General features: G+C 41.3%; 18 protein-coding genes. 12 read left to right on the top strand and 6 right to left on the bottom strand.

Going from position 1 to position 22,169, the window contains the following annotated elements; genetic code table 11:
• Window positions 1-27: 27 nt before the first annotated feature.
• Window positions 28-606: a response regulator gene (locus NH399_RS05445; protein WP_253037688.1), complete on the bottom strand. Its 579-nt coding sequence runs from the start codon at window positions 604-606 to the stop codon at window positions 28-30.
• A gap of 134 nt (window positions 607-740) precedes the next feature.
• On the opposite strand from NH399_RS05445, the gene NH399_RS05440 reads away from it, so the two are divergent.
• The 4 genes from NH399_RS05440 to NH399_RS05425 are packed head-to-tail and all read left to right on the top strand — an operon-like array spanning window position 741 to window position 5,217.
• Window positions 741-1,913 (top strand): EAL domain-containing protein, encoded by a 1,173-nt coding sequence (locus NH399_RS05440; protein WP_253037687.1) that lies wholly within the window; start codon window positions 741-743, stop codon window positions 1,911-1,913.
• A 2-nt stretch (window positions 1,914-1,915) separates the two neighbouring features.
• Window positions 1,916-3,157 (top strand): HD domain-containing phosphohydrolase, encoded by a 1,242-nt coding sequence (locus tag NH399_RS05435; protein WP_253037686.1) that lies wholly within the window; start codon window positions 1,916-1,918, stop codon window positions 3,155-3,157.
• Between the two features lie 27 nt (window positions 3,158-3,184).
• Complete coding sequence (locus tag NH399_RS05430) at window positions 3,185-3,733, top strand: heme NO-binding domain-containing protein (RefSeq protein ID WP_253037685.1); 549 nt, start codon at window positions 3,185-3,187, stop codon at window positions 3,731-3,733.
• Window positions 3,730-5,217, top strand: a complete 1,488-nt coding sequence (locus NH399_RS05425) for a sensor histidine kinase (protein WP_253037684.1) — start codon at window positions 3,730-3,732, stop codon at window positions 5,215-5,217. Before NH399_RS05430 ends, NH399_RS05425 begins: the two co-directional genes overlap by 4 nt.
• Window positions 5,218-5,270: 53 nt before the next feature.
• Here NH399_RS05425 and NH399_RS05420 read toward each other — a convergent pair whose 3' ends face one another.
• The 4 genes from NH399_RS05420 to NH399_RS05405 form a co-directional block, all read right to left on the bottom strand.
• Entirely contained in the window at window positions 5,271-5,897 is a 627-nt protein-coding gene (locus tag NH399_RS05420; RefSeq protein WP_253037683.1) for a metalloregulator ArsR/SmtB family transcription factor, read from the bottom strand.
• An 18-nt stretch (window positions 5,898-5,915) separates the two neighbouring features.
• Window positions 5,916-6,344: a VOC family protein gene (locus NH399_RS05415; protein ID WP_253037682.1), complete on the bottom strand. Its 429-nt coding sequence runs from the start codon at window positions 6,342-6,344 to the stop codon at window positions 5,916-5,918.
• A 15-nt stretch (window positions 6,345-6,359) separates the two neighbouring features.
• Window positions 6,360-7,571, bottom strand: coding sequence for an MFS transporter (locus tag NH399_RS05410; protein WP_253037681.1), 1,212 nt, complete (start codon window positions 7,569-7,571; stop codon window positions 6,360-6,362).
• A gap of 213 nt (window positions 7,572-7,784) precedes the next feature.
• Window positions 7,785-10,565, bottom strand: a complete 2,781-nt coding sequence (locus tag NH399_RS05405) for a GAF domain-containing protein (RefSeq protein ID WP_253037679.1) — start codon at window positions 10,563-10,565, stop codon at window positions 7,785-7,787.
• Window positions 10,566-11,109: 544 nt separating this feature from the next.
• Here NH399_RS05405 and NH399_RS05400 point away from each other — a divergent pair.
• From NH399_RS05400 to gbpA, 3 genes are all read left to right on the top strand, one after another.
• Window positions 11,110-12,042 (top strand): hypothetical protein, encoded by a 933-nt coding sequence (locus NH399_RS05400; RefSeq protein ID WP_253037677.1) that lies wholly within the window; start codon window positions 11,110-11,112, stop codon window positions 12,040-12,042.
• Window positions 12,027-13,007, top strand: a complete 981-nt coding sequence (locus NH399_RS05395) for an ABC transporter substrate binding protein (RefSeq protein WP_253037675.1) — start codon at window positions 12,027-12,029, stop codon at window positions 13,005-13,007. The genes NH399_RS05400 and NH399_RS05395 overlap by 16 nt, the downstream gene beginning before the upstream one ends.
• 641 nt (window positions 13,008-13,648) lie before the next feature.
• Window positions 13,649-15,061, top strand: coding sequence for an N-acetylglucosamine-binding protein GbpA (gene gbpA, locus NH399_RS05390; protein WP_253037674.1), 1,413 nt, complete (start codon window positions 13,649-13,651; stop codon window positions 15,059-15,061).
• Window positions 15,062-15,093: 32 nt separating this feature from the next.
• Here the strand turns inward: gbpA and NH399_RS05385 are convergent, their stop codons facing one another.
• The gene (locus tag NH399_RS05385) at window positions 15,094-15,627 is read right to left on the bottom strand and encodes a hypothetical protein (RefSeq protein ID WP_253037672.1); all 534 of its coding nucleotides are present in this window, start codon (window positions 15,625-15,627) and stop codon (window positions 15,094-15,096) included.
• Between the two features lie 1,249 nt (window positions 15,628-16,876).
• Here NH399_RS05385 and NH399_RS05380 point away from each other — a divergent pair.
• Genes NH399_RS05380 through flhA form a run of 5 tightly spaced genes read left to right on the top strand, consistent with a single transcriptional unit; the run spans window position 16,877 to window position 22,165 of the window.
• Window positions 16,877-18,010: a lipopolysaccharide assembly protein LapB gene (locus tag NH399_RS05380; protein ID WP_253037670.1), complete on the top strand. Its 1,134-nt coding sequence runs from the start codon at window positions 16,877-16,879 to the stop codon at window positions 18,008-18,010.
• A gap of 5 nt (window positions 18,011-18,015) precedes the next feature.
• Window positions 18,016-18,279, top strand: coding sequence for a flagellar biosynthetic protein FliQ (locus NH399_RS05375; protein WP_253037668.1), 264 nt, complete (start codon window positions 18,016-18,018; stop codon window positions 18,277-18,279).
• A gap of 13 nt (window positions 18,280-18,292) precedes the next feature.
• Complete coding sequence (locus NH399_RS05370) at window positions 18,293-19,054, top strand: flagellar biosynthetic protein FliR (protein ID WP_253037666.1); 762 nt, start codon at window positions 18,293-18,295, stop codon at window positions 19,052-19,054.
• A gap of 1 nt (window position 19,055) precedes the next feature.
• Window positions 19,056-20,120 (top strand): flagellar biosynthesis protein FlhB, encoded by a 1,065-nt coding sequence (locus NH399_RS05365; RefSeq protein WP_253037664.1) that lies wholly within the window; start codon window positions 19,056-19,058, stop codon window positions 20,118-20,120.
• Window positions 20,117-22,165: a flagellar biosynthesis protein FlhA gene (gene flhA / locus NH399_RS05360; protein ID WP_253037662.1), complete on the top strand. Its 2,049-nt coding sequence runs from the start codon at window positions 20,117-20,119 to the stop codon at window positions 22,163-22,165. Before NH399_RS05365 ends, flhA begins: the two co-directional genes overlap by 4 nt.
• Window positions 22,166-22,169 lie beyond the last annotated feature (4 nt).

Raw genomic sequence — 22,169 nt, 5'->3', positions numbered from 1 at the left:
TGTGAAGATCCTTAATGACTCGTTTATTTATATGATGACGGCTTCTGAGCCAATGAGGTTTTGCACCTTGGCTAGCAGCTCATCGTTTTCGAAGGGTTTGGCCATAGCGATATTGGCACCTAAGGATAAGGCTTTGTCCAACTTATCATCACCGGCACCAGACAGAACGATCACTTTAATACTGCTAAACTGGCTGTTGCGCAGAAACTTTAAGACTTCAAAGCCGTTCATATTGGGCATCATCAAATCGAGAATCAGCAGGGATGGCTGGAACTCAGACAGTTTTACACCTGCTTCTAGCCCGTCACTTGCTGTTTCTATTTGAAAGCCTGCTTTCTTTAGCACACGTTTAATGGCTGATGCCATGGCGGGTTCATCATCTATCACCAGAATCTTATTTGTTGTATCCGATAGTTCTTTGGGAACGGGCATTTCATGTTCAGTTAAAAACTTAAGAAAATCAGGCACTAAGATACGATTGTTGCCACGTCCTGGTAACTTGTGAGCTTTCAGGTGGCCTTTTTCTATCCAGCGAATAACGGTGCGTAAGTTGACGTCACAGTATTTGGCGACATCACCACTACTCAGTGTTTTTTGAGATCCCATATTGCCCTCTACTGATAATCTCGTTTTGAGCTTGACTAAATAATGAGCACATTATATAACTAATTACATTAAATGTCACTAATGTCGCATTTGTCTTTAATGGCGTAGAGCTATATTAATTGAGGAGAATGAGTATGAAACCATCGATCCTGCTAGTTGATGACGAAATTGGAATTACTAATTCGCTTAAGCGTGTCTTACGTAAAGATGGATACTCATTACAGGCTGCACACAACGGACTCGAGGCGCTTAAAATAATGGAGCAAAAGCCCTTCGATTTGGTGATTTCTGATCAGCGAATGCCCCTGATGACAGGTTCGGCTCTGTTATCAGAAGTGAATCGCCGTTATCCAACAACATCGCGGATTCTTTTTAGTGGGTATTGTGATTTTGCCGCTCTCAGCGAAGCTGTTAATGAGGCTTCGATTCAACGTTTTCTACTAAAACCTTGGGTTGATGGCGAAATTCGGCAAGAAGTTAAAACGGTGTTGGAGCAGAATGCCATTGATCGTCATGCTCGTGAAAATATGCACTTAACTCAAAAGATGGAACGAGAGTTAACTTGTGCAATGGCAAACAATCAATTGTTCAATTACTTCCAACCCATTATTAATACAAAAAACAACGAGGTGTATGCTGCGGAAATGTTAATTCGCTGGCATCACCCCGAGCGTGGACTGTTGACGGCTGCCGACTTTTTCCCTTTGACTCAACACAGTCAGGTAATCCGAGATATTGGTATTCAACAGCTTGACTATTTGCTGGATTATTTATCCCATGTACTCAGTCAACGTAAAGTTTGTATGAATGTGTCCCCATTACAACTTGATAGTTCTATTTTTTATAAAAAGCTTGAGTCATTCTGTAAAAAGTTGGGAGCATCGGCAAGTAACTTTGTTCTAGAGATTACTGAAACAGAACTTATTCGGTCATTAACTCAGGTTTCTAAACAGCTTTATACCTTAAAGAGCTTCGGGATTAAGATTGCGCTAGATGACTTTTGCACGGGGTACTCCACTATGGAGTATCTTAGAAAATTACCCGTAGATATTGTTAAGATCGACAAATCATTTATACAAAATATAGACAGTGACAATCGGAGCTTATTCATTGTCGCTTCAATGATTGAGTTAGCAAATCATCTCAACTTTGAGGTGATAGCAGAAGGAGTGGAAAATCACTCTCAAGTAGCTAAGCTTAATCAACTGGGCTGTTATCTTCATCAGGGATACCTTTATGGTCGGCCTAAGCAATATGGTAAGGAAGACGTAGGTGATTGTAATAATGCATCTGTGAGTAAGGAGTAGTTATGGAAAATAAAAAAAGGCGTTTGCTCATTCTTGATGACGAAAAAGAGATCTTAAAGTCGCTTACTCGATTACTTAGAAAGGAGTATGTCGTCAGTTCTTTCGAAGCGGGCGAAGAGGCTTTGGCATTTTTAGAAGACAACCCAGTTGATCTGATTATTTCTGATATGCGTATGCCAACCATGATGGGAGATGAGTTTCTGGCGAAGTCTCGGGATATTCAGCCAAACGCCGTTCGTTTGTTGCTGACTGGTTACTCCGATATGGAATCTACGATATCGGCTATCAATGAGGGTGCTATTTATTCCTATATTGCAAAACCTTGGGATAATAACGAAATAAAATTAGTACTGGCTAACGCAACAAAGATGCAGGATCTTGAGCGCGAAAAAGAAAGGTTGTCAGAATCTTTGGCCGAAAGAAACAAAGAGTTAGAGTTTCTTAACAATAATTTAGAAGAAGAAGTAAAGCGCCGCTCAGAAGCCTTAGCCATATCTCATGAAAAACTTAAAAAGCAGTATCATGCGCAAAATAAGCACTATAAAAATCTGGTGGATATGTTGGCCGAGATCATTGAGCTGCGTCAGCCAGAGGGTAACGGACAGTTACAGAGAGTCGCTAGCCAATGCCGTTTGTTTGCCACGAAAATTGGTTTATCGTCAACAGATGCTATTCATGTTTACTTAACCGCTATTCTCCATGAAATCGGTAAAGTATGGGAGGGTGATGACAATCATGATTACCCCTGCATTGGAGCCAATATTTTGGAGAAGTTACCAGCTTTTAAAATTGAAGCCAAAGCGATTCGTCACCAACTAGAAAACTTTGATGGCTCTGGTACTCCCGAGCACTTAACTAAAGAGCTTATACCTATACAGGCAAGAATATTGCGTATAGTTAAAGCATATGATGATCGTGTATCTGGCAAGTTAAACGGAACGCCAACATCTCATGAGCTTGCGAAGAAAGAGTTGACAGAGCTTAGCGGTGAGCTTTATGACCCAGAGTTGGTCAAACAGTTTATTATATTTATCAGTGAACGTTCTCCTGAGGACTCAGAAAGTGTTGAGTATTGTGTAGGTACTGATGAAATAAGAGTGGGAGATACACTGAAAAAAGATTTGATTATTCCATCCAACAATCGGCCACTATTAACCGCTAACCAAGAAATTACTAAAGAAAACCTAGCTCGACTCAAACAATATGAAAAAGAGCATAAAACAGTGTTAGCTATTTACATATAAGTTGAATTTATGGCCAGGAGGTAGACTATGCAAGGCAGTATTTTTATCGCACTATCTGATTTGGTAACCGAAAAGTTTGGTCTTGAATTGTGGGACCGTATTTTAACTGAAGTCGCTCCTGAGTCTGGAGGGGCTTACACTAGTGTAATGCGTTATAACGAAAAAGAGCTTTTTGCTATCGCGCAAAAGTTGTCTGATATCACCGAAATAGCTCTGCCTGATCTGATTAAGGTGTTTGGAGAGTACTTGTTTTCGTCACTATATAGTAGTATGCCTGGAGATGTGGATGTTGATAGTGGTCTCAAAGTATTTTTGCTTCAGGTAGACTCCGTTATTCATAAGGAAGTTCTTCGTTTACACCCAGAAGCAAGCCTCCCTTCATTTACTTACACTGATGAAAAGCCAGATGAGCTAGTGATGCATTATCAATCGCCAAGAAAGCTCTGCTTCTTAAGTGAAGGATTATTAGAAGGAGCCGCAAAACAATTTGGTGAGCCAATTACAATTACACATGACATCTGTATGCACAAAGGGGATGCACAGTGTGATATCAATATTTACTTTGGTGAGCGATGATGGCAGATATTGAAGTCTACAAACGAGCGCTGGAGCGAGAAAAGAAAGCTCGACAAAGTGCAGAGAAAATGCTCGACGAAAAGTCTAGAGAAGTCTTCACTAATATGTTGTTGATTCAACAGCAGTTTGAAGACTTGCAGCAACGTAAAAGCAACCTTGAGTTACTGGTGACTGTTTCGAAATTCACTCAAGAGGAAAAAAAGTTTGTTGAGAGTATTGAAGAGTTTGCCAGTATAGTTGGCGAATTTTCCAGTGTTCTGTTTACCGAACTTCATATGCTTGACCAAGAAATCTCTGAAGGCAATGTAGAAAAAAACGAGCTCAATCAGGCCGTCAGCGAAGCAGTTAAAACAGGTCATTCTGTTAGCATGAGCCAGGGTGAAACTGATGTATGTGAAGAGCTTTTTACCCAGCCCGATCTCATCGGTATTCATGCTATCCCTATTAAGTGCTATTCAAAAGTAGTTGCCGTTATCGAGGTTGGTGTTTCTGATTGGAAGCAGTTTCCACAAAGTATTCAAGATAGTGCCTCTGTTGCTGCCTCCCAGTTAGGTATTGCTTTGGAGAGACGCTTATCTACTAAGCAAACTCAAAAGAATCATGAAGAGCTTATTAAAACTCATGAGTCATTAAAGCTGGCTCAACAACAGCTGGTTAACTCAGAGAAACTGGCATCTATAGGGCAGCTTTCTGCTGGAGTGGCCCATGAAATTAATAATCCTATTGGGTTTGTTATCAGTAATATTAATACTTTGGGTGAGTACATTGACACTCTAGTTTCATTGATAAGAAAGTATGAAAGCGTATGTGAAAGCCAATCAGTAAAAGCGAGTGCTGAGCTTAAAGATCAGATAAGAGAAATCGAGCATTATCGAGATCAAGAAGATATTGAGTTCTTGTTTGACGATATTGGTGACATGCTGGAAGAGTCCGCCAATGGTATGCGACGAGTAAAAGACATTGTTTCGAGCCTTAAAAACTTTGCCCGTACCGGCAATCATCAACGCGCTGAGGCTGATATCAATCAATGTTTGGAAAATACGATCAAAGTAGTGTGGAATGATGTAAAGTATACTAGCCAAATTGAGCCTTCATTGGCTGATATTCCTCCGGTGATGTGTAATATTGATGAGCTCAGTCAGGTGTTTTTGAATCTAATTATTAATGCTAACCAGGCGATGGAAGAGGGAGGCGTTATTCTCATCAAAACCTGGCAAGAAAAAGAACGAGTTTATATTCAGATCGCTGATAATGGGTGTGGCATACCAGAGGATAAATTAAATAATATCTTTGATCCTTTTTTTACCACTAAACCTGTTGGAGTCGGAACCGGGCTGGGTTTATCCATTGCTTATGGCATTATTGAGGAGCACGGCGGAAAAATCTCTGTGGAAAGCGAAATCAATAAGGGCACCTGCTTTACGATTGAACTGCCTATAAATGAGTCTGAGTCAAGTGCGTCTGCAATAGAAGCCGTTGGTTAAGTTCTATTGTTTTAACCTCCAATGTTTATTCCCTACAGTTTAAACCCTGCTATTTAAACTGGAGTAATTGCATAAACACAACGAAAAGAGTCGTTCAATATATGCTCTTCTCTTTCAACCTTCGCTGTGTCTGCAAAGCACTGTTGAAAAATTTCCAACTCCGAACGACAGAAGCTTTGACATTGTTGAGCTGCTGAGCAAATCGGGCAATGGGTTTCGATCAATAGCCAGGTACCATCGTCTTTTTGTTCAACCATGGCCATATAGCCTTCGTCAGAGCGTAGCTTGGCCAGACAGGCTACTTTGTCACCGATACTGTGGCAGGATTGCAGGGCTTGTAAATACTGCTGTTGCATTTTTTCTTCGCGATCAGCTATGAGTTTTTCTAATCCTTCATCACCAAAAATAACTTTGACCGACTCAATCATTTGCAAGGTGAGTTCACTATGACGATCAGGAAATTGTCGATGACCTATTGCGGTGAGCTGCCAGTATTTGGCGGGACGTCCTACCTTCTCTGCGCGATCAAAATCAACCAGCCATTCTTTTTCGCGTAAGTTCAGTAAAAACTGACGGGCACCCATTGAGGTGATGCCCAACTCAGCAGAGAGTGCTTTGGCCGTCATAGGCCCATTGCGTTTTAGCAATTCCATAATGGCGGTTGCTGTATCTTGTGACAAAACGTGTGTCCTCAAAACTCAATATTGATAGTTGTTTCTTTCGTCAGCTTGTTGGCTGTGGTATTCAACAAACTCCCACTCAAGACCATCGGGCGTATGAAAGTAGGCTCTGGTTCTGTGAGGGTGGCTAGTGCTAACCGAGTGAGGATGATAGTCAATATCTTGCAGCCGTTTTATTAAATCAGAAACAGAGTCAACGCGAAATCCGATATGATTTAATCCGAGCTTTTTATAACCACCGAAAGACTCCGTGGATTCTTCTACAGCATCTTGTAATGCCAGATAGTGTTCATCATCACCAAAGTGAACCCAGCGATAGGGAGGCGTTGCCCCTGACTCAAAGTGTTCTCCTCGTACTTTATAAGATGGCAGCGCAGTTTGCAAAAAGCGCAAAGTTTCATCAAGGTTTCCGACACAAATATTAGCGTGTTCAACGATAGTGCTCATGGTTGTGGTCTCCGATTAAGATGTTTGATGAGTTAGTGATTGTTTGGTCTGATAATCAAACGCAATGATTAAAAGCAAACCGCTAACAATAGCTGCGATACCCGCAAGGACTAACAACAAGGTAATGCTTAAGCTGGCGAGCCAACTACCCGCCAGTGCTGCAACTATGTTGGCCAGGCAAAAGTTTGCTACCAGCGTGCCCATTAAGCGTCCCTGCTGTAGCTGAGGAAAGCGATCCGAGAACCAGGCATTGGAAATACTGGCGTAAAGAGAGATACAGAATCCGCTGAGCAAAAAGGTAAATAAGGTTGCGTTTTCTGTGGTTGGTAATGTGAAGATAATAAAGCTGAAGCCAGTCAGTATCGCACCGCCTGCAAACAATATTTCTTTAGAGATCTTTGTTGCCCAGCGTGGAATAAACAACAGACTGCATAGCATCATTGCTGAAGTGGCTATCATAGTCGCATGAGAGAGTGTTTGTGGGCTCGACTGCCATTGAACGACCAGATAAACCGGATAAAACTCATAATAAATATTGACGGCTAATAAGAGCAGAAACTGAATGGCGACAAAGGTTTTAAGATAGGGCGTTCGCCAGAAAGGTGATGAAACCTGTTGAGTTGAGACAGAAGCTGGGGCTGGCTGGTGGCTCTCTTCCAGTGAGGTTAATACAAACACGAACGCTGCGAGATTGAGCAGTGCTGCGATAACAAAGGGAGCGTGAAAGCCCAGATCGGCGCTATAACCTCCTATAAATGGCCCGAGAAACCAACCTGCGTAGCTGGCCGAACTAACGTAGCTAAAAGCAACAGTCTTTGTTGAGGCGTCATTAAGGTCGGTCACTATGGCCCGAGCAACGGAGATGTTGCCTTCAAGAATACCGGTGAGCAGGCGGGTAAGGGCAAAGAGAACAAAGGACTCTTCCAGTAATGCCCATACGCACAAACCGTGTGCGACCACCGATGCGAGCAGGCTCCACAGTAGAACCGGTTTGCGGCCCAGACGGTCCGATTGTCTGCCTAGCCATTCGCCGCCAATCAGCAAGCCGAGGGGGTAGGTTGCCAGCGCAATCCCCAGTAACCAGTAGGGATCCAGACCCATAAACTGGTTGATGGCGCTTTCTGAGTTGAGGAATAGTGGCGATAAAATAGGGTAGGGCAAAGCGATGCCAATGGTTCCAATAAGCGTAATAAACATAACTATCCATAGGTTGGTACGGGCTGACATGACGTTGCTCCCAATAAATAAAGTAATTGTTTTATATATTAGGCTGGGTCATTAATAAAGTAAATGCTTTATTTATTGGTTGTTTCTATGGCGATGATAGATTTTGCCAAAGTAGGGGCAATTAGAGAGTGAGATTGAAGAGAGGGAAGGTACTACTCGTTAAGAGGAGAAAATGCAGGCAAAAAAAGAGGGCCTTAAGGCCCTCATTCGGTGTTAGTTGCTTAATAAATAGAATTTGTCCGGCAGGGAGATTTTTGTGCTAAAGGCTCTAAAATCGGAGCCTTCTTTGTCGTCTTCCAGACAGACTTCGATATTGCCACCTTCTTCAATTAAGAATTGTCGAACGGCATCCATCCCCACGCCTCTTCCTGATACTTCCGTCACTTCTTCGGCAGTTGAAAAACCAGAAGCAAAGATCAGGTTGGCGATTTCTAGATCGGCGGGTTTGTTACCTTCTTCATACAGACCATCATTAACAGCTTTAGAAAATAACTTGCTGATAGCAAGCCCGCGGCCATCATCGTAAATTTTGAAAGTGGCCATGCTGGAGTTGAGTTCTGTTTCTAAAAAGATGGAGCCTTGTTCGGGTTTACCTTTTTCTTTGCGCTCATTGTTTGACTCTATACCGTGGTCCATTGCATTGCGGAACACATGCATAAAGATATTATTCATCATATTGTAAAAGTCTTTTTTGATAAGCAGACCAGCATCAGAAATATTGACCTTGGGTGGTGTCTTTTCAAGTTCTTTGGCCAGAGAATCGACTGATTGAATAACACCATCAATCACATTGCCAATAGGCTTGGCGTCACCAGAAATAAACAGTTGATAGGTTTTATCGACCACTTCTTTAACGGGAGCGTCCAGTGCTTGTGTATCAAGTGCTTTGATTTTTTCGAGAATGTTTTTAACTTGCTCGGAATCAAGAACACTGCCACCGCCAGACTCATCGTACCCGAGTTTTTCTCGTGCAACATCGCGATAGTACTCAATGTCTTTCTCAGCCGTTAACAACTCTTCTAGTAATTGCTCTTGTTGCCACTCCTTGTCTTCCTGCTTACGCAGCTCATCGTAGGTGGTTTCTACTTCGTGAACTGAATTAGTGATGTAGGCGAAATTGTAGGTTCGAGCATTACCTTTAATGGTATGCATATTTCTGAACAATGTGGCTATGACATCCAAGTCTTTTTCAGCAGTATTGGTAATCAGGTCACGGCACTCATTGATAAAGTTAAAGCCCGAGCTGAGGAACTCGGCCATTTTTTCTTGTCCGACGGCAAGAATTTGACCAATGATTTCCAGATCGCGTTTTTGCGCTTCGGCTTCTTTTTGCAACGCTTTCAGTTCGGTTACATCTCTCACCGTTACCATGATTTTGTCTATGTCGCCGTCAAGGATGATAGGGTCCCAATCGAAGTCGAGAATCTTGACCCGACCGTCTTCCATCGTCTTAGACACTTCGGTGATTAGCAGATGAGAGTTAAAGTCGTACATCATTTCATCGGAGCCAATCAAAGCTTCAATCGCTGTTTTAACCTGATCTTGGCCATTGCTGCCGATATCCGTGTCGGTAAATAACAAATCCATGAAGTTGCGGCTGGCAATATGTTGTGTTTCAAAGATTTTCTCTAGATAAACCGCATATTCGTGGTGAATGATGCCGCCTTCCATAATGGTAAACAGACCTTGGTGCATATTCATTAACATGCTGGAGATGTCGTTGGTTTTCTCTGCCAACTCGGCGGTTCTGGCTTCGACTTTTTGTTCCAAAGTACGGTTTTGTTCTTCTATCACTTCGCGCATGCGAATGTTTTTAATCGTGATAACCAGCAAACGAGCGATGGAAGAGACAAACTCGTTGTCGCTTTCTTCAAAGCGCACTTCGTCAATACTGCCTGATAAGTTCATTACACCAATGACGATGTCTTTATCCATTAGAGGGACACAGAGCAAGGCTCTGGCCTGATCATGTTCGTTATGCTCGAATGATTGTTCTTCTTTGGTGTTGGGTATGAAGATCACTTCTTTTTCTTTCGCCGCTCGCCCCAAAATACCTTCGCCCGCTGCAAACTTTTTCGGCTTGCTATCTTGCGCAATCTTTTTGGGTGGAAAAAAGGCCTTCACTTCCATTTCGTTGTCGTCATTCATGAGATATACAGAACCGTGACTCACACCAATTTGTTCGTGCATTGTGTGCAGTACGACTTCAAGCGCTTTTGCCTGATCGGTGAGTGAAGCCAATATTTCACCGCTGGAGTTCAGCTTTGCCAGATCGGCCATCTTCTTTTTGATGGTGGACCGCATTTGCTCAAAGTTATCGGCAAGTACACCAATTTCATCGTTTGTTGAAACGGTGACGGCATCATCGTAGTTGCCGCTGGCGATGGTTCCCGCTGATGATTGAAGTGACTTCAATGGTGTCGTGATTCGGTGCGCTACGTTGCGAGTGGAAAGTACACCAACCACCAGAGCGCCTATGACAGCGGCAAGCAAGATCCCAAGCGTCTTTTGCAGCGACAGCTTTGAGGCAGCTTCGGCTTTAGATAGGGATTCGCGCATTGATTTAGTCGAAATACCGTAACGAATCACTCCAAGAATTTCATCATCAACAATGACAGGTGATGCAAATTCATAAATATCATTGCCATCTTCTTTGGGGACGGTTTTAAAGTCCTGGTTTTCTAAGGAGGCTGCCCACTCACTGACTTCGTCCGTCAATTCTTGACCGGGCGTGACAGTTCCTTCGGGATTTTCGGGCGTTGCATGTACCCAGGCCAACAGATCCGCATCCATAAAGATACCGTAGTTAATATCTCCATCATCACGAACGGTACTGGAAACCAGATCTTGAACCGCCGTAAAGGCATTGTCCTCTACCATGCCCTTTAATGCCTGACTGTTGTTGTTCGAAAGTGTTTTACCTTTCGCAATCAGGGCATTCTTAATACTCTCTGCGGACTTTTCGAGGTTGGTTTGAGAATCTGACGTGTTCATATAGGCCACTACTGAAAGGAGTAGTATGAAACTTAAGACAAATATGACACTAACTGACTGGATTAACTTGCTGCTTATACTTTTGAATTTCAAGGCAGACCCCTAACTATATTTATAAGTCAACATTAACGATGGGTTTTCTATCCAGAGTTTAGTTAAAAATCTGAGTTTTCGACAAAAAAAAAGTGAATCGAATCTTTTTTCGGGCAAATACCCAGTTTGGCTGAGGCTTCCAATCAATTGGAGCTTTCTAAACATGAGATTTAAGACGGCCATATTATTGAGGTGAGATATTTAGCGGCTAAGAGACTAAGAATGGCTCACATCGCAGCGATAGCGCGGCTTTTAGCTTTCAATTCATAACCTTAAGTTGAGTTTTTTGAGATTATCTGCGAAATATTGATGGCTTATTAACGCTAAAGCATCTGCTTTTCAGTCCATCAGTGACGTGTTTTTGAATAAAACCTCGAGATCGCTCCGAAACTGGTCAAGTACTAGATTTATGACTATCTTAATGAAACAGTCCGCATTTTTTACACTATGAATGCTGGCAGTAACGCCCATCAGAGTTACCAAGCTGGAAACAGAGCTTCTATCTTTGTTTGGTAGAAGATTTAAAAAGTTTTGTGAATTTGATGGGTTAAATAAGCTGTTAACCGATGTTGGCCGTTCTGTCATTCGGTTGATAGAGAGTCGATGTGTTCTATGTAAACGGCAGGAGATTTATAAGTGCTTAATTTTATTGTTGTTTCTGGGATTTGGTAAGTTTGAAGAGGTCTATATCATGATAAAACGTATTGCATGCACTATGTTTGCGATGATGTTTTCTCTGTCACTTACAGCGGAATCTCTTTATGTTTTCGTGCCAACTGAGGTCAGGGCAAATGTCATGCAAACCAAAATAGGCGAGCTCTGTAATGGGGTTGAAGTTACTGTTTTTGGGCGCGCAAAAGATTTTCGCAAACAAGTAAAAGGGAATCCGCCTACTGCTATCTTGTCTTTGTCACCTGTTATTGAAGCAAGTGACTCTTTTAATACCGTTATGAAAGGGGTTAAAAAAGGACAGGATGTAGAAGACTATGTATTAGTTTCTGTAGACAAACCTTTGGAGGTTGGTGCTATTGGAACGAAAAGAATTGGTGTTGTGGATCTGCTTGGTCGTAAGCCGATGGAGAAGTTTGTTAGCGGGTTATTGGAAACCAAAGTGAAACTGAAAAGGGTAACCAAGGTAGAAGACTTGTTACCACTGCTGACTTTTGGATCGGTGCAGGGGATTTTTGTTCCCACTTCTTTGTATGATCAGTTGAAGTCGAAATCAAATCTTAACCTTATTGCTACTACCATTAATGTTCAAGTGGGATTAGCTTCTGCAGCCTTAAGCAAGGCTTCATCTAAAGAAAAGGTTATGAAATGCATTTCTGCTTTTGATAAGGAACTGAACGCAACATTAGGAGTGGAACAATGGCGCACTCTATAAAATATCTATTCAATCTACTTCGCAAGTTAGGGCTGTTTGTTGCTCTATTCAGTCTTCCAATGCAAGTCGCTTGGGCTAACAATGCTTTGGTAATTCGAGGTGCTTCGTCTGCTTTTGAAGAAGTGGTTAATGGTATGAACGATGACCTTGAGGGTGAAGTCACGTTGCACGAAATCATAGTGACCAAGAAATCTTCTCAAAAAGAAATCGTTAAAGCCTTTAAGCAACATAATCCTGATATTGTTATTTTGGTCGGCAATAAAGCAGTTAATCTTTATGGTCAGTTTCAAAATAAGAATCCAAAGGATAGTTATCCTCCCGCGATTGCTATGGCAGCACTCTTTGTTGATAAGTTTGTTGGCAAACTAAAAAATGCCACAGCTATACGCTACGAAATACCCGCCGTAACCAGTGTTGTCGCTATGCGCAGCATCTTGGGTAAGCCTGTTAAGAAGGTGGGGGTTGTTTATCGAGAGTGGATGGAAGACATTATCAAAGAAAATCAGCGCTACTGTAAAACAGAAGGCATTGAGCTTGTTGGAATCAAGTTGCCAAATAAAAGTGGTAAAGTTGATTCTAAAGTGCGTGATGCTTTGAAGTCACTCAGTAATGATGTCGATGCTCTGTGGATTCTTAATGACAATGCTTTACTGACTCGTGATGCGTTACTAAAAGCCTGGTTACCATCAAGAGGAAAGTCGAAACTTCCGGCAATTGTCGGTATTAGGCAGTTTATGACTAAGATACCTTTAGGCTCTTTTGCTATCGTGCCTGATAACTATGGTCTGGGAGCGCAAGCTGCCGGCATGATCTTTGATGCAATGGATAATGACTGGGAGCTTGAAGAAACCGATGTTCAGCAGCCTGTTTCAGTGAAAAAGTTTATCAATGTTGCCACACTGAGTAAAAAGAGTATTGGTTATCGCACGGATAAACTAAGTCAAGTTGACGAGGTTGTTAAGTAATTACTCTTAGCATAGTTTTAGAGCCGCCCTTAGGGCGGCTCTTTTGTTTTCCTATCTTTATAAAAAGCTCAGCCCGCTCTATTACTCAATTTTCATATCGACGAAGCTTCATTGCTTTTGGCGTGGGCCGAGTACCCGTTCGTTATAATATTCTTAAAGTACTTAATAGTGAGTAGCTCGGCCCTCTTTTAGTTTCCGGAAAGTTCCGGGAACACCTCCTACATAGTGTGACTGGAGTGTTCGCTCCTTGCTTGTCACCTTGGTAATTGTAAGTCTTTAAATGAAAAAAAGTGAGCAACAGGACACAAAACGGCTATCTGGTGCGAATGTCTTCTTGAAACTGAAAGTAGTTCACAGTTGGTTTATGAACTCTTTATCATTTTGCTATCAGAATATTTGATTAATAAAATATTTCTTTTTGCTCACCTTATTCTTTAGGCTTTTAAATAATAAATAAGTTTTATAACTGCTTCTCAAAAAAAATATTTTTCACTGATTTAGTGTGCGCTAATCACAGTCTTGGTGTTTTTCTATTGCTGCTGTTTTTCTTATGAATTATTAATAAAAAAGAAATAACACAAAGTGTAAAGTCACTTTGAAAGATAAAAGAGCCTTAAATAATAGGCTTTTGGGAGAAATAAATGAAAAGCAAGTTGTGGTTAAAAGCGGCTGTTCTGTCCGCAGTTGGTCTCGTTCAGTATCAATCTACGGTTCACGCTCATGGTTACATGAGCGAGCCAAAGTCTCGTGGATATTTATGTAAGTTAGGCTCTCATTCTAACTGTGGTGCAGTTCAATGGGAGCCTCAAAGTATTGAAGGTGGCGATAGATATCCAACGGGCGGACCTGCTGATGGCACTATCGCTTCAGCTGGCTTAGCTCAGTTTTCTCCATTGAATGTGCAAACATCTGAGCGCTGGCATAAAGTACCTATGCAATCAGGTAGGCAGAGCTTTAGTTGGCACTTTACTGCTAACCATGTGACTCGCGACTGGCGTTATTACATTACTAAGGTGGACTGGAACCCAAACCAACCTTTGTCTCGAGGATCTTTTGAGCCTACACCTTTTTGTGAACACGATGGTTTTATGCAGCGTCCTCCTGTCGATACCACTCATGAATGTAATGTACCGCAAAGATCGGGATATCACGTTATATTAGGCGTGTGGGATGTTGGTGATACGGCCGCATCTTTTTATAATGTTATTGATGCGGAGTTTGGTGGTGTTCAGCCTCCGACAGAGTGGAAAGATATTGGTGATATCTTCCCCAGTATTAACTTGACCAGTGGTGATAAAGTTCATGCTCGAGTATTTGACGATAGTGGTGAGCTTGCTCAGCTAAAGACAACTTATACCATTGATAGCGAACAAAATGGTAAAAAGAATATCTGGCCTTATCAATTAGCTAAGACGATTAACCAACAACGTACGCAAATTAAAGCCGGTAAACTCGATAGTCAGGGAAACATTAAGCCTAATAAAGGCCGTAACGATATCTTTGCAAAAAAGAACAGTCGATTAAAACGAGTTGAAGTAGAAATAGAAACCCTTCAACAGGGTCCTGACTTTGCGGTTGAAAAATTAGATGATAGCTATCTTATTAAGAATGGTACTGCAACGGTTGTCTTCGATGTGACTACTTCTGAGCGTCTAAATACAGACGTCACCATCTTTGATGCTAATAATTTACAAAAGGCATCATCTACTGCTGTCATTAATGGCCGCCGCTCGCTGACGCTTGATATTACCAATGCTGCACCAATGGAGCATACTCTGGTATTGAAGGTAGAAACCAGTGACGGCACAACCTATCAGAAGTCCTATCCCTTTAACCTGGTTCCAGAACAAAATGGTGAGTACGACTATATTTATCCAAATAGTAAAGAGAGCTACAAAGAGGGAACAAAAGTATTGGCTCGAGATGGAAAAGTCTACCAGTGCAAACCCTTCCCATTCAGCGGTTGGTGTACTATCTATACGCCAACATCCAATCATTATGAGCCAGGCAGTGGCAGCCACTGGCAGAATGCCTGGGTATTAATCTCTCCTTAGTAAGAAACAGGCAGCCTCGGCTGCCTATTTTATTATCGACAGACATATCCATAGCCTTGATAAAAACACATACAAGATTGCCCTAAAGGATAGTAAGCTTCAATTGTGCACCGGGCTACACCTGAGGTGTCGCAGCAACGATTGCCTAGATTGTTATTCGTCTCCTGCTTATCGACACTTATTTCTAATGATTCAAATTCTTCCGCATTGTTTAGAGCTTCTTTGATGGCTGATGTTGTTTTTCGGGTGATATTAGGTTGCTTGTGAGCTAGTTTGTCAATCTGCTTGTCTGGCTCTTTAGTTGGAGTTTCGTTATTAGCAAGCGCCAGTGATGTCTCTTGTTGATGTTTTTGGTCGATGATGGTCTTACCAAAAATAATAAAACTAACAAATATCATAACGAAAGCGGTTAGACGATACTTCTCTCCAGATTTTCGAAACATAATGCAAGCGACAAAAGAGATAGTAAGAATCATCAAAGCCAGCATGCCAAATTCTGAGGATGCAGCCGCAATAATGACTTCGGCATAGTCTATTGATGCTAGAGAAGAAACTGAACTCTCCATAATATGGTTTCCTTGTTGATGAACGACGCTTGTTATTGTCGTACTCCGTCAACTCTAATTATAGCTGGTGTAGTATGTTGTTGCTTAATATTCATAAAAGTGGGTTAGTGTTATGTTAATTCTAAATAGATATAAGCAATATGTTTTTTAGACCATAGAGCTTCTATACTGTGTGTGGACCTCATCGACTCATCATTTTATAACTGGACTAAATAAAGTCTTCACTTAAGAGAATATGTTGCCATCTACTTAGAAATTCTGCTTAAATGTTTGCAAATAATGAACTTGTTGATGTTTAGATATTTCTCTATTTGTTACTGTTTTTGACGGCCATATTACGGCAGTCAGTGTGACTATTGTTATTTTATGAGCTTGGATACCTAAAATTTTAATGGATATTTCTACGGACTTTCTCTGACTAAATCATAATTTTTCCATGGTGATGAGGATTCATGTTTTATGTGGTGGGGAGTGAGCTCCTATAGATAACCTGACAAAGTTTCTTGATTCCATATTTTAAAGAAAGAGCTGTCGAAATTTTATAGATCTTCAAGCGTTGTAAGCCCCTAACGATTTCTGACTTTGTTACGACTTGTTGAACCTCTAAAAGCTTGTGGTTTAGAGCTCTTATTTCATAGACTGATGCCTTAGGTAACTACAGAAGAAAAACCAAGTAGACTAATGTTCTAAATAGTTTTTTAGGAATGGGGGAGTTTGTCAGGAGTGTTCGTGCTGTAAACTCTTAGCCTGTATTGTAGATTCGCTCTCTACGATTTTTATGCTTGGTGATTATATATCGAAGCTGGTTTTATAAAGTAATGTTATTTGATAAAAAAAGAAATCATGCTTTTCAGGGTTTGTCTTGATGATGAGGTTTGAAATAACACGTCAGGTGAATTTGTATGTTTAGAGCTCAGTGGCTTTGGAAAAGATATTGAATATTAGGAAATAGAAAAAAATAAAATAAAATTAGGTTGAGAGTATAAAAGTTGTCTATGTTTATGTTTTAACCATTGAAACCCAATGTTTTTTTAAATAAAGAGTCAGCTTGTTAAAGACTTTGCCGTCAAGCTTTGTAAGTACTCCCAAAACTTATCTTTTGGGAGGTTTTATTAACTTTCTTATTAAGAAGAAAAGTAATGGTTTATTTTAATCGTATGTCGGTGTCGTACTGGGAGTTGAACTAAGTAGTGGCAGTCAGTAAAAAAGAGAACTGTGACGATGAAGAAAATATTAGTGAGTGGCTTTTATGTTTGAAAGTGAACGACTGAATAAACTGTTTTCATTCTGGTCATCTGATAAAGATAACGAAGTTTTGGTTGGAGACATATTGGAAGGTTGTATTCAGTCAGGTGAGCTTAATGCCGCTTTGTCTTTTATTAGTGGACTACCTAACAATATAAGGCAACAACCTCTTGTCGCTTATAAAGTTGGAGTGCTCTACTTGTCGACGGCTCAATATGAAGATGCTGAGGCTACTTTCCAGTCGATGCATGAGCAAATGCCAGAGCAATTGACTATTGTCTATAACTGGGCTTATTCCATTTACTCTCAGTCTCATTTCTCTAGAGCTTACGAAGTTGCGTTAAAGATTCAAGAGCAATGGCAAGAATGTCCCGAAGTGATGATATTGCTTGCACGATGCGAGCACGCATTAGGCGACCTTGAGTCGGCACAAAAACATCTTGAGATGTTCCTCTCATTCAAAGGCGAACACATTGAAGCTCAGGGGCTTTTGAGCCTTATATACACCGACCTGGCTAGCTATGAAAATGGATACAAAGTATCTAAATCAGTGCTCGTAGCAGAGCCTTTACAATTAGAAGCCTGTATTGCTTTTGTTACTTGTGCCTTGGCGATTCAAAAAGTTGATGAAGTCATAAATGTACTTGAGCCTGCTCTAAATGCATACTCCGAGGTAGGACGCTTATGGATGTTAAAAGGTGAGTTGTGCATGCTGGAAAGCCGATTTGATGATGCTTTATCAAGTTTGAATAAGGCCGTGAGTCTTATGCCAGCGCATATTGGTAGTTGGCATTTAATGGCTTGGAGTCAGATACTTATTGGTGAGATAGAGTCGGCAAGAGAAAGCTTCATATCTGCATTGAATATAGACCGCAATTTCTCTGAGAGTCATGGTGGTTTAGCGGTTACACAAATTATGTTAAACGATACAGAAAGTGCTAAAGAGTCCACACGTCGAGCATTAGGGTTGGATGCGAAAGGGATGGCCGGACGCTATGCGCAAAGCTTGTTGCTTGAAAGAGAAGGTGAGGCCGAAAAAGCGAAGGCCCTGATTGAGCAGGTTTTAGCTGAGCAAACGGGACGTTCGGCGCTGGCTTATTTGCCCGTTTTGGAAAAGCACCTTGCTAATAATGGTTAGTCCTTGTGGAAGGTGACTTCTCTCTATTTTTAATGGCAGAAATGCTAGAGGTGGCGGCTTGGATTGCGGCGCCTGTATTAGCTGGTAGTTTGTTGGTTGGCTTGCTTATTTCTATTTTTCAGGTGGTCACGCAAATACAGGAGATGACGTTGACCTTTGTACCTAAGCTTATTGCTGCGGTTATTATTTTAATTGTTATGGGACATTGGATGCTTTCGCTATGGAAGAATTTTGCCATCGAACTGATTAGCAATATTCCAAATATGTAGTGGCGAGTAGCAAATGACTCCCTGGACAAATGATGTACTGGTTGTTTTGTTAATTATGCTAAGAATTATCCCAATCTTCATGAGTAGTGCTATGACGCCTTTGTCGAGGTTACCAACAACTTCCAAGGTGATGATGTTGATCATTTTCTCCATTATGACCTCGGTTATTGTTCCAACTAAAGCCGACATGGTGATTGAGACGATGTTTGAGTTTGTCTATTTGGCCTCTTATGAACTCTTACTGGGTATTGCATTTGCGTTTGGTTTACAAGCGGCAATTGCAAGCCTGCAGACCATGGGGCGGGTTATTGATATGCAGATTGGTTTTGGTGCTGCGGGAATTATCGATCCTAAGACCAGTAATAGTGAATCTCTTATTGGTACTTTGCTGATGATGGTTTCTTTAGTTTTGTTCTTCGAGTTGAATCTGCATCATGACTTGCTGATGATTCTTTTATGGTCATTTAATAAAGTGCCCGTTGGTAGCTTATCGTCGAGCATTGATTTTTGGTTATTATTATCGACCTTATCACAGCAGTTTTTTCTCGCTTTAGTCCTGGCGCTTCCTGTTATTTTAACTTTGCTTGTTCTAGATGCTTTAATTGGTTTCGTTGCTAAGACGATGCCTCAAATGAACATTTACTTTGTCGGCTTACCCTTAAAGATAGCCGTCGGTTTGATTGCTTTTACAATCTCCGCTCGCCTTATGTATCCCGCATTCGAAAGCATCTTTGAAGAAGTAAAAAGCTTCTGGCATCAATGGGGAGGAGCTTAGCATGGCGCAAGATGATTTTGATAAGTCAGAAGAAGCAACCCCTCAGAAGTTAAAAGACGCTCGTAAAAAAGGTCAGGTTGCAAAGAGTCAGGAAGTGAGCCATTGGATTGTGTTATCTAGCTTCTTAGTAATCTCACTCGCATTTTGGTTAGACTTATCTCGTGAATTTGGTGACTTCTTTCGCACTATTATCTTGGCCGGGACTCAGATTGATATGAGTACCCATGGTGTCCTATCCTGGTTCTCTCTGCTATCAGAAGATCTGATGCAGATGTTCGGTGCTCCTGTACTTTTTCTTATGCTAGCTGGCATCTTGGCTAATGTTTTGCAAACAAAACCGCTCATTTCTAGCCATCCCATCAAACCTGACTTTAATAGGCTCAACCCTGCTCAGGGGGCAAAAAAGTTATTTAATCGAAAAGTGTTGTTCGAACTACTGAAAGTTACATTGAAACTGCTTGCTTTTGGGCTTCTTGTTTTCTTGGTTCTAAGCTATTTTTTACCGGATATTTTTATTATTGCTTATAGTGAACGCGATCAGATGGGGAGTGATATTGTGCATAGTATTGCTCGCTATTGCGGAGTGCTTATGTTAATCCTCTTGCCTGTTGCCTTACTAGACTGGTTATTTTCTGTAAAAGATTTTGCTAGAAATATGCGCATGAGTAGAAAAGAAGTAAAGGATGAACATAAGCGCCATGATGGAAACCCAGAGATCAAATCCAAAAGAAAAGAGATACAGAGAGAACTGGTAAAAAAGTCATCTTCGCTAGGGCAGGTTAAAAATGCAGATGTAATTGTTACTAATCCTAGTCACTACGCCATTGCTCTAAAGTATGACCAAAGCAAAATGGCGGTTCCCATTGTGTTGGCAAAAGGAAAGGATACTTTGGCTGCACAAATAAGACAGCTCGCTCGTATGTACAGTAAGCCTATATTAAGACGCCCTTTATTGGCTAGAGAACTCTATCGTAGCTGTAATATTAATGAACCTGTCATGGTTGATAACTATGAGTCAGTCGCCGAAGTATATCGCTGGCTCTACCAGTTACAGGGGAAACTATGAGCTTTCTTGATGGAATGTTTGGCAAAGGAAAACAAGACCTCTTGTTGGTTATCGGTATGCTTGGCATTTTGGTCGTTCTATTTACGCCAATACCACCTGGGTTATTAGACTTTTTATTGGTTACTAACTTTAGCTTTGGCATGTTGATCTTGCTGCTAACCTTTTACACCGAGAAACCGCTTAAGTTTTCAACGTTTCCTTCGTTGTTGCTCATTGCTACTTTGTTTCGCTTATCACTGAATATTGCGGCAACTCGACTAATATTGGCGGATGCCCATGCTGGTCAGGTTATTAATGCTGTGGGTTCTTATGTTGTTGGTGGAAACTATGTTATTGGCATGGTGGTCTTTTTGATCTTGATCGTTGTTCAGTATGTCGTTGTGACCAATGGTGCCCAAAGGGTAGCAGAAGTAGCGGCTCGCTTTACTCTGGACAGCATGCCTGGAAAGCAAATGAGTATTGATGCCGATATGAATATGGGGTTAATTGATGAGCATCAAGCAAAGGAAAGGCGAGCTAATGTAGAAAAAGAGGCCAATTTTTATGGTGCGATGGATGGTGCTACTAAGTTTGTTAAAGGTGATGCTATTGCTGGCATTATCATTATTCTAATCGATATTATTGGTGGCTTGTCTATCGGCGTTGTACAGCATGGAATGTCCTGGAGCCATGCCTTGCAAACTTACACGTTACTGACTGTTGGCGATGGTATTGTTACTCAAATTCCTTCCTTAGTCATTGCCGTGGCGACCGGGATCATTATCACTCGAGCAGCTACTGACTCGGCTCTAGGTACTGAGCTAGTTAAACAAATATCATCTCAACCAAAAACTCTGGCTCTTGTGAGCGCCGTTTTATTCTTTGCTATCTGGTTACCGGGCTTACCAGCGTTACCCATTTTTGTGTTATTTGCTTTATTTCTTGGGGCGGCCATTTATTCTTATCTCTACAAGAAGTCTGATGATGAAGCCGCTCCGGAAGAGCCATTAGTGGACAGTCTCGAAGGAGAAGACTTTTATCGGTTGCTCGAAGTTTATCCGCTAGAAATTAAAGTTGGCAGAACGCTCTCCGACTTTATGTCTCAACAAGAGGCGTATCTGCTTGAACAGTTCAAAGACATGCGCAAACAGTTCGCACTGGATTATGGGCTTATACTGCCAGAAGTTAAAGTGACGGATGAGCTGAAAATAGATGATAACCAATATCAACTATTAATGTCTGGTAACGTTATTAGTCATGGTGTTCTTTATCCTGATAAACAGTTGGCAATTAATCCTGGCGGTGACAGAACTGCACTAGAAGGCGAGAAAACTCGAGAGCCTGCTTATAATTTACCTGCAACCTGGATTAATGAAGATTTGGTCGAACTAGCGAAAGGTTCTGGGTATACATTGGTGTCTGGGGGTACTTTGCTGATTACTCACTTTAGCGAGACTCTGAAAAGGCATTCTTATCAGCTACTCACCCGAGCAGAAACGGAACGTTTGATTGAGAGGACCAAAAAAGAGCAGGCTGGCCTTATCGAAGAGCTTGTACCCAATATTCTCTCATACTCTGATATCCAGAGGGTACTTCAAGGATTGTTAAAAGAAAGAGTTTCGATAAGAAATATAGAAATAATTTTGGACACTCTAGTTGATGCTGCCAAAACTCATAAAAATGTCGAAGACCTGGTAGAAAAGGTTCGTGAACGACTAGGCGCTCACATTGTTGAAAACCTGAAAACTTCTGGTGATGATTTACATGTATTAACGTTGGATCCTGATTTAGAACGGAGTCTGATCCAACAGGTAAAAGTGAACGATGGTAAAAAAATGTTATTCGTTGAGCCTAACCTGATTGACTCTTTGATGAAAGCTATCGTAAAGCGCTGTGAAAATATGATGGCTAACAATCGGTTGCCCGTCATTATTTGTTCTGCTGGATTAAGAAAACCTTTCAAACAGTTTGTGGAGAGAATTGTTCCTTCGGCAACGGTTCTGGGGATGGGAGAAATTCCTGATACGGTTAACATCAAAGCATTTAGCAGCATTCGGATTGAATAGGAGT

Source organism: Pleionea sp. CnH1-48 (assembly GCF_024124665.1).
In the GTDB taxonomy this organism is placed as follows: domain Bacteria; phylum Pseudomonadota; class Gammaproteobacteria; order Enterobacterales; family Kangiellaceae; genus JAMXSB01.
The sequence above is the reverse complement of the archived record's forward strand: the minus strand, read 5'-3'. Positions and strand labels throughout refer to the sequence as shown.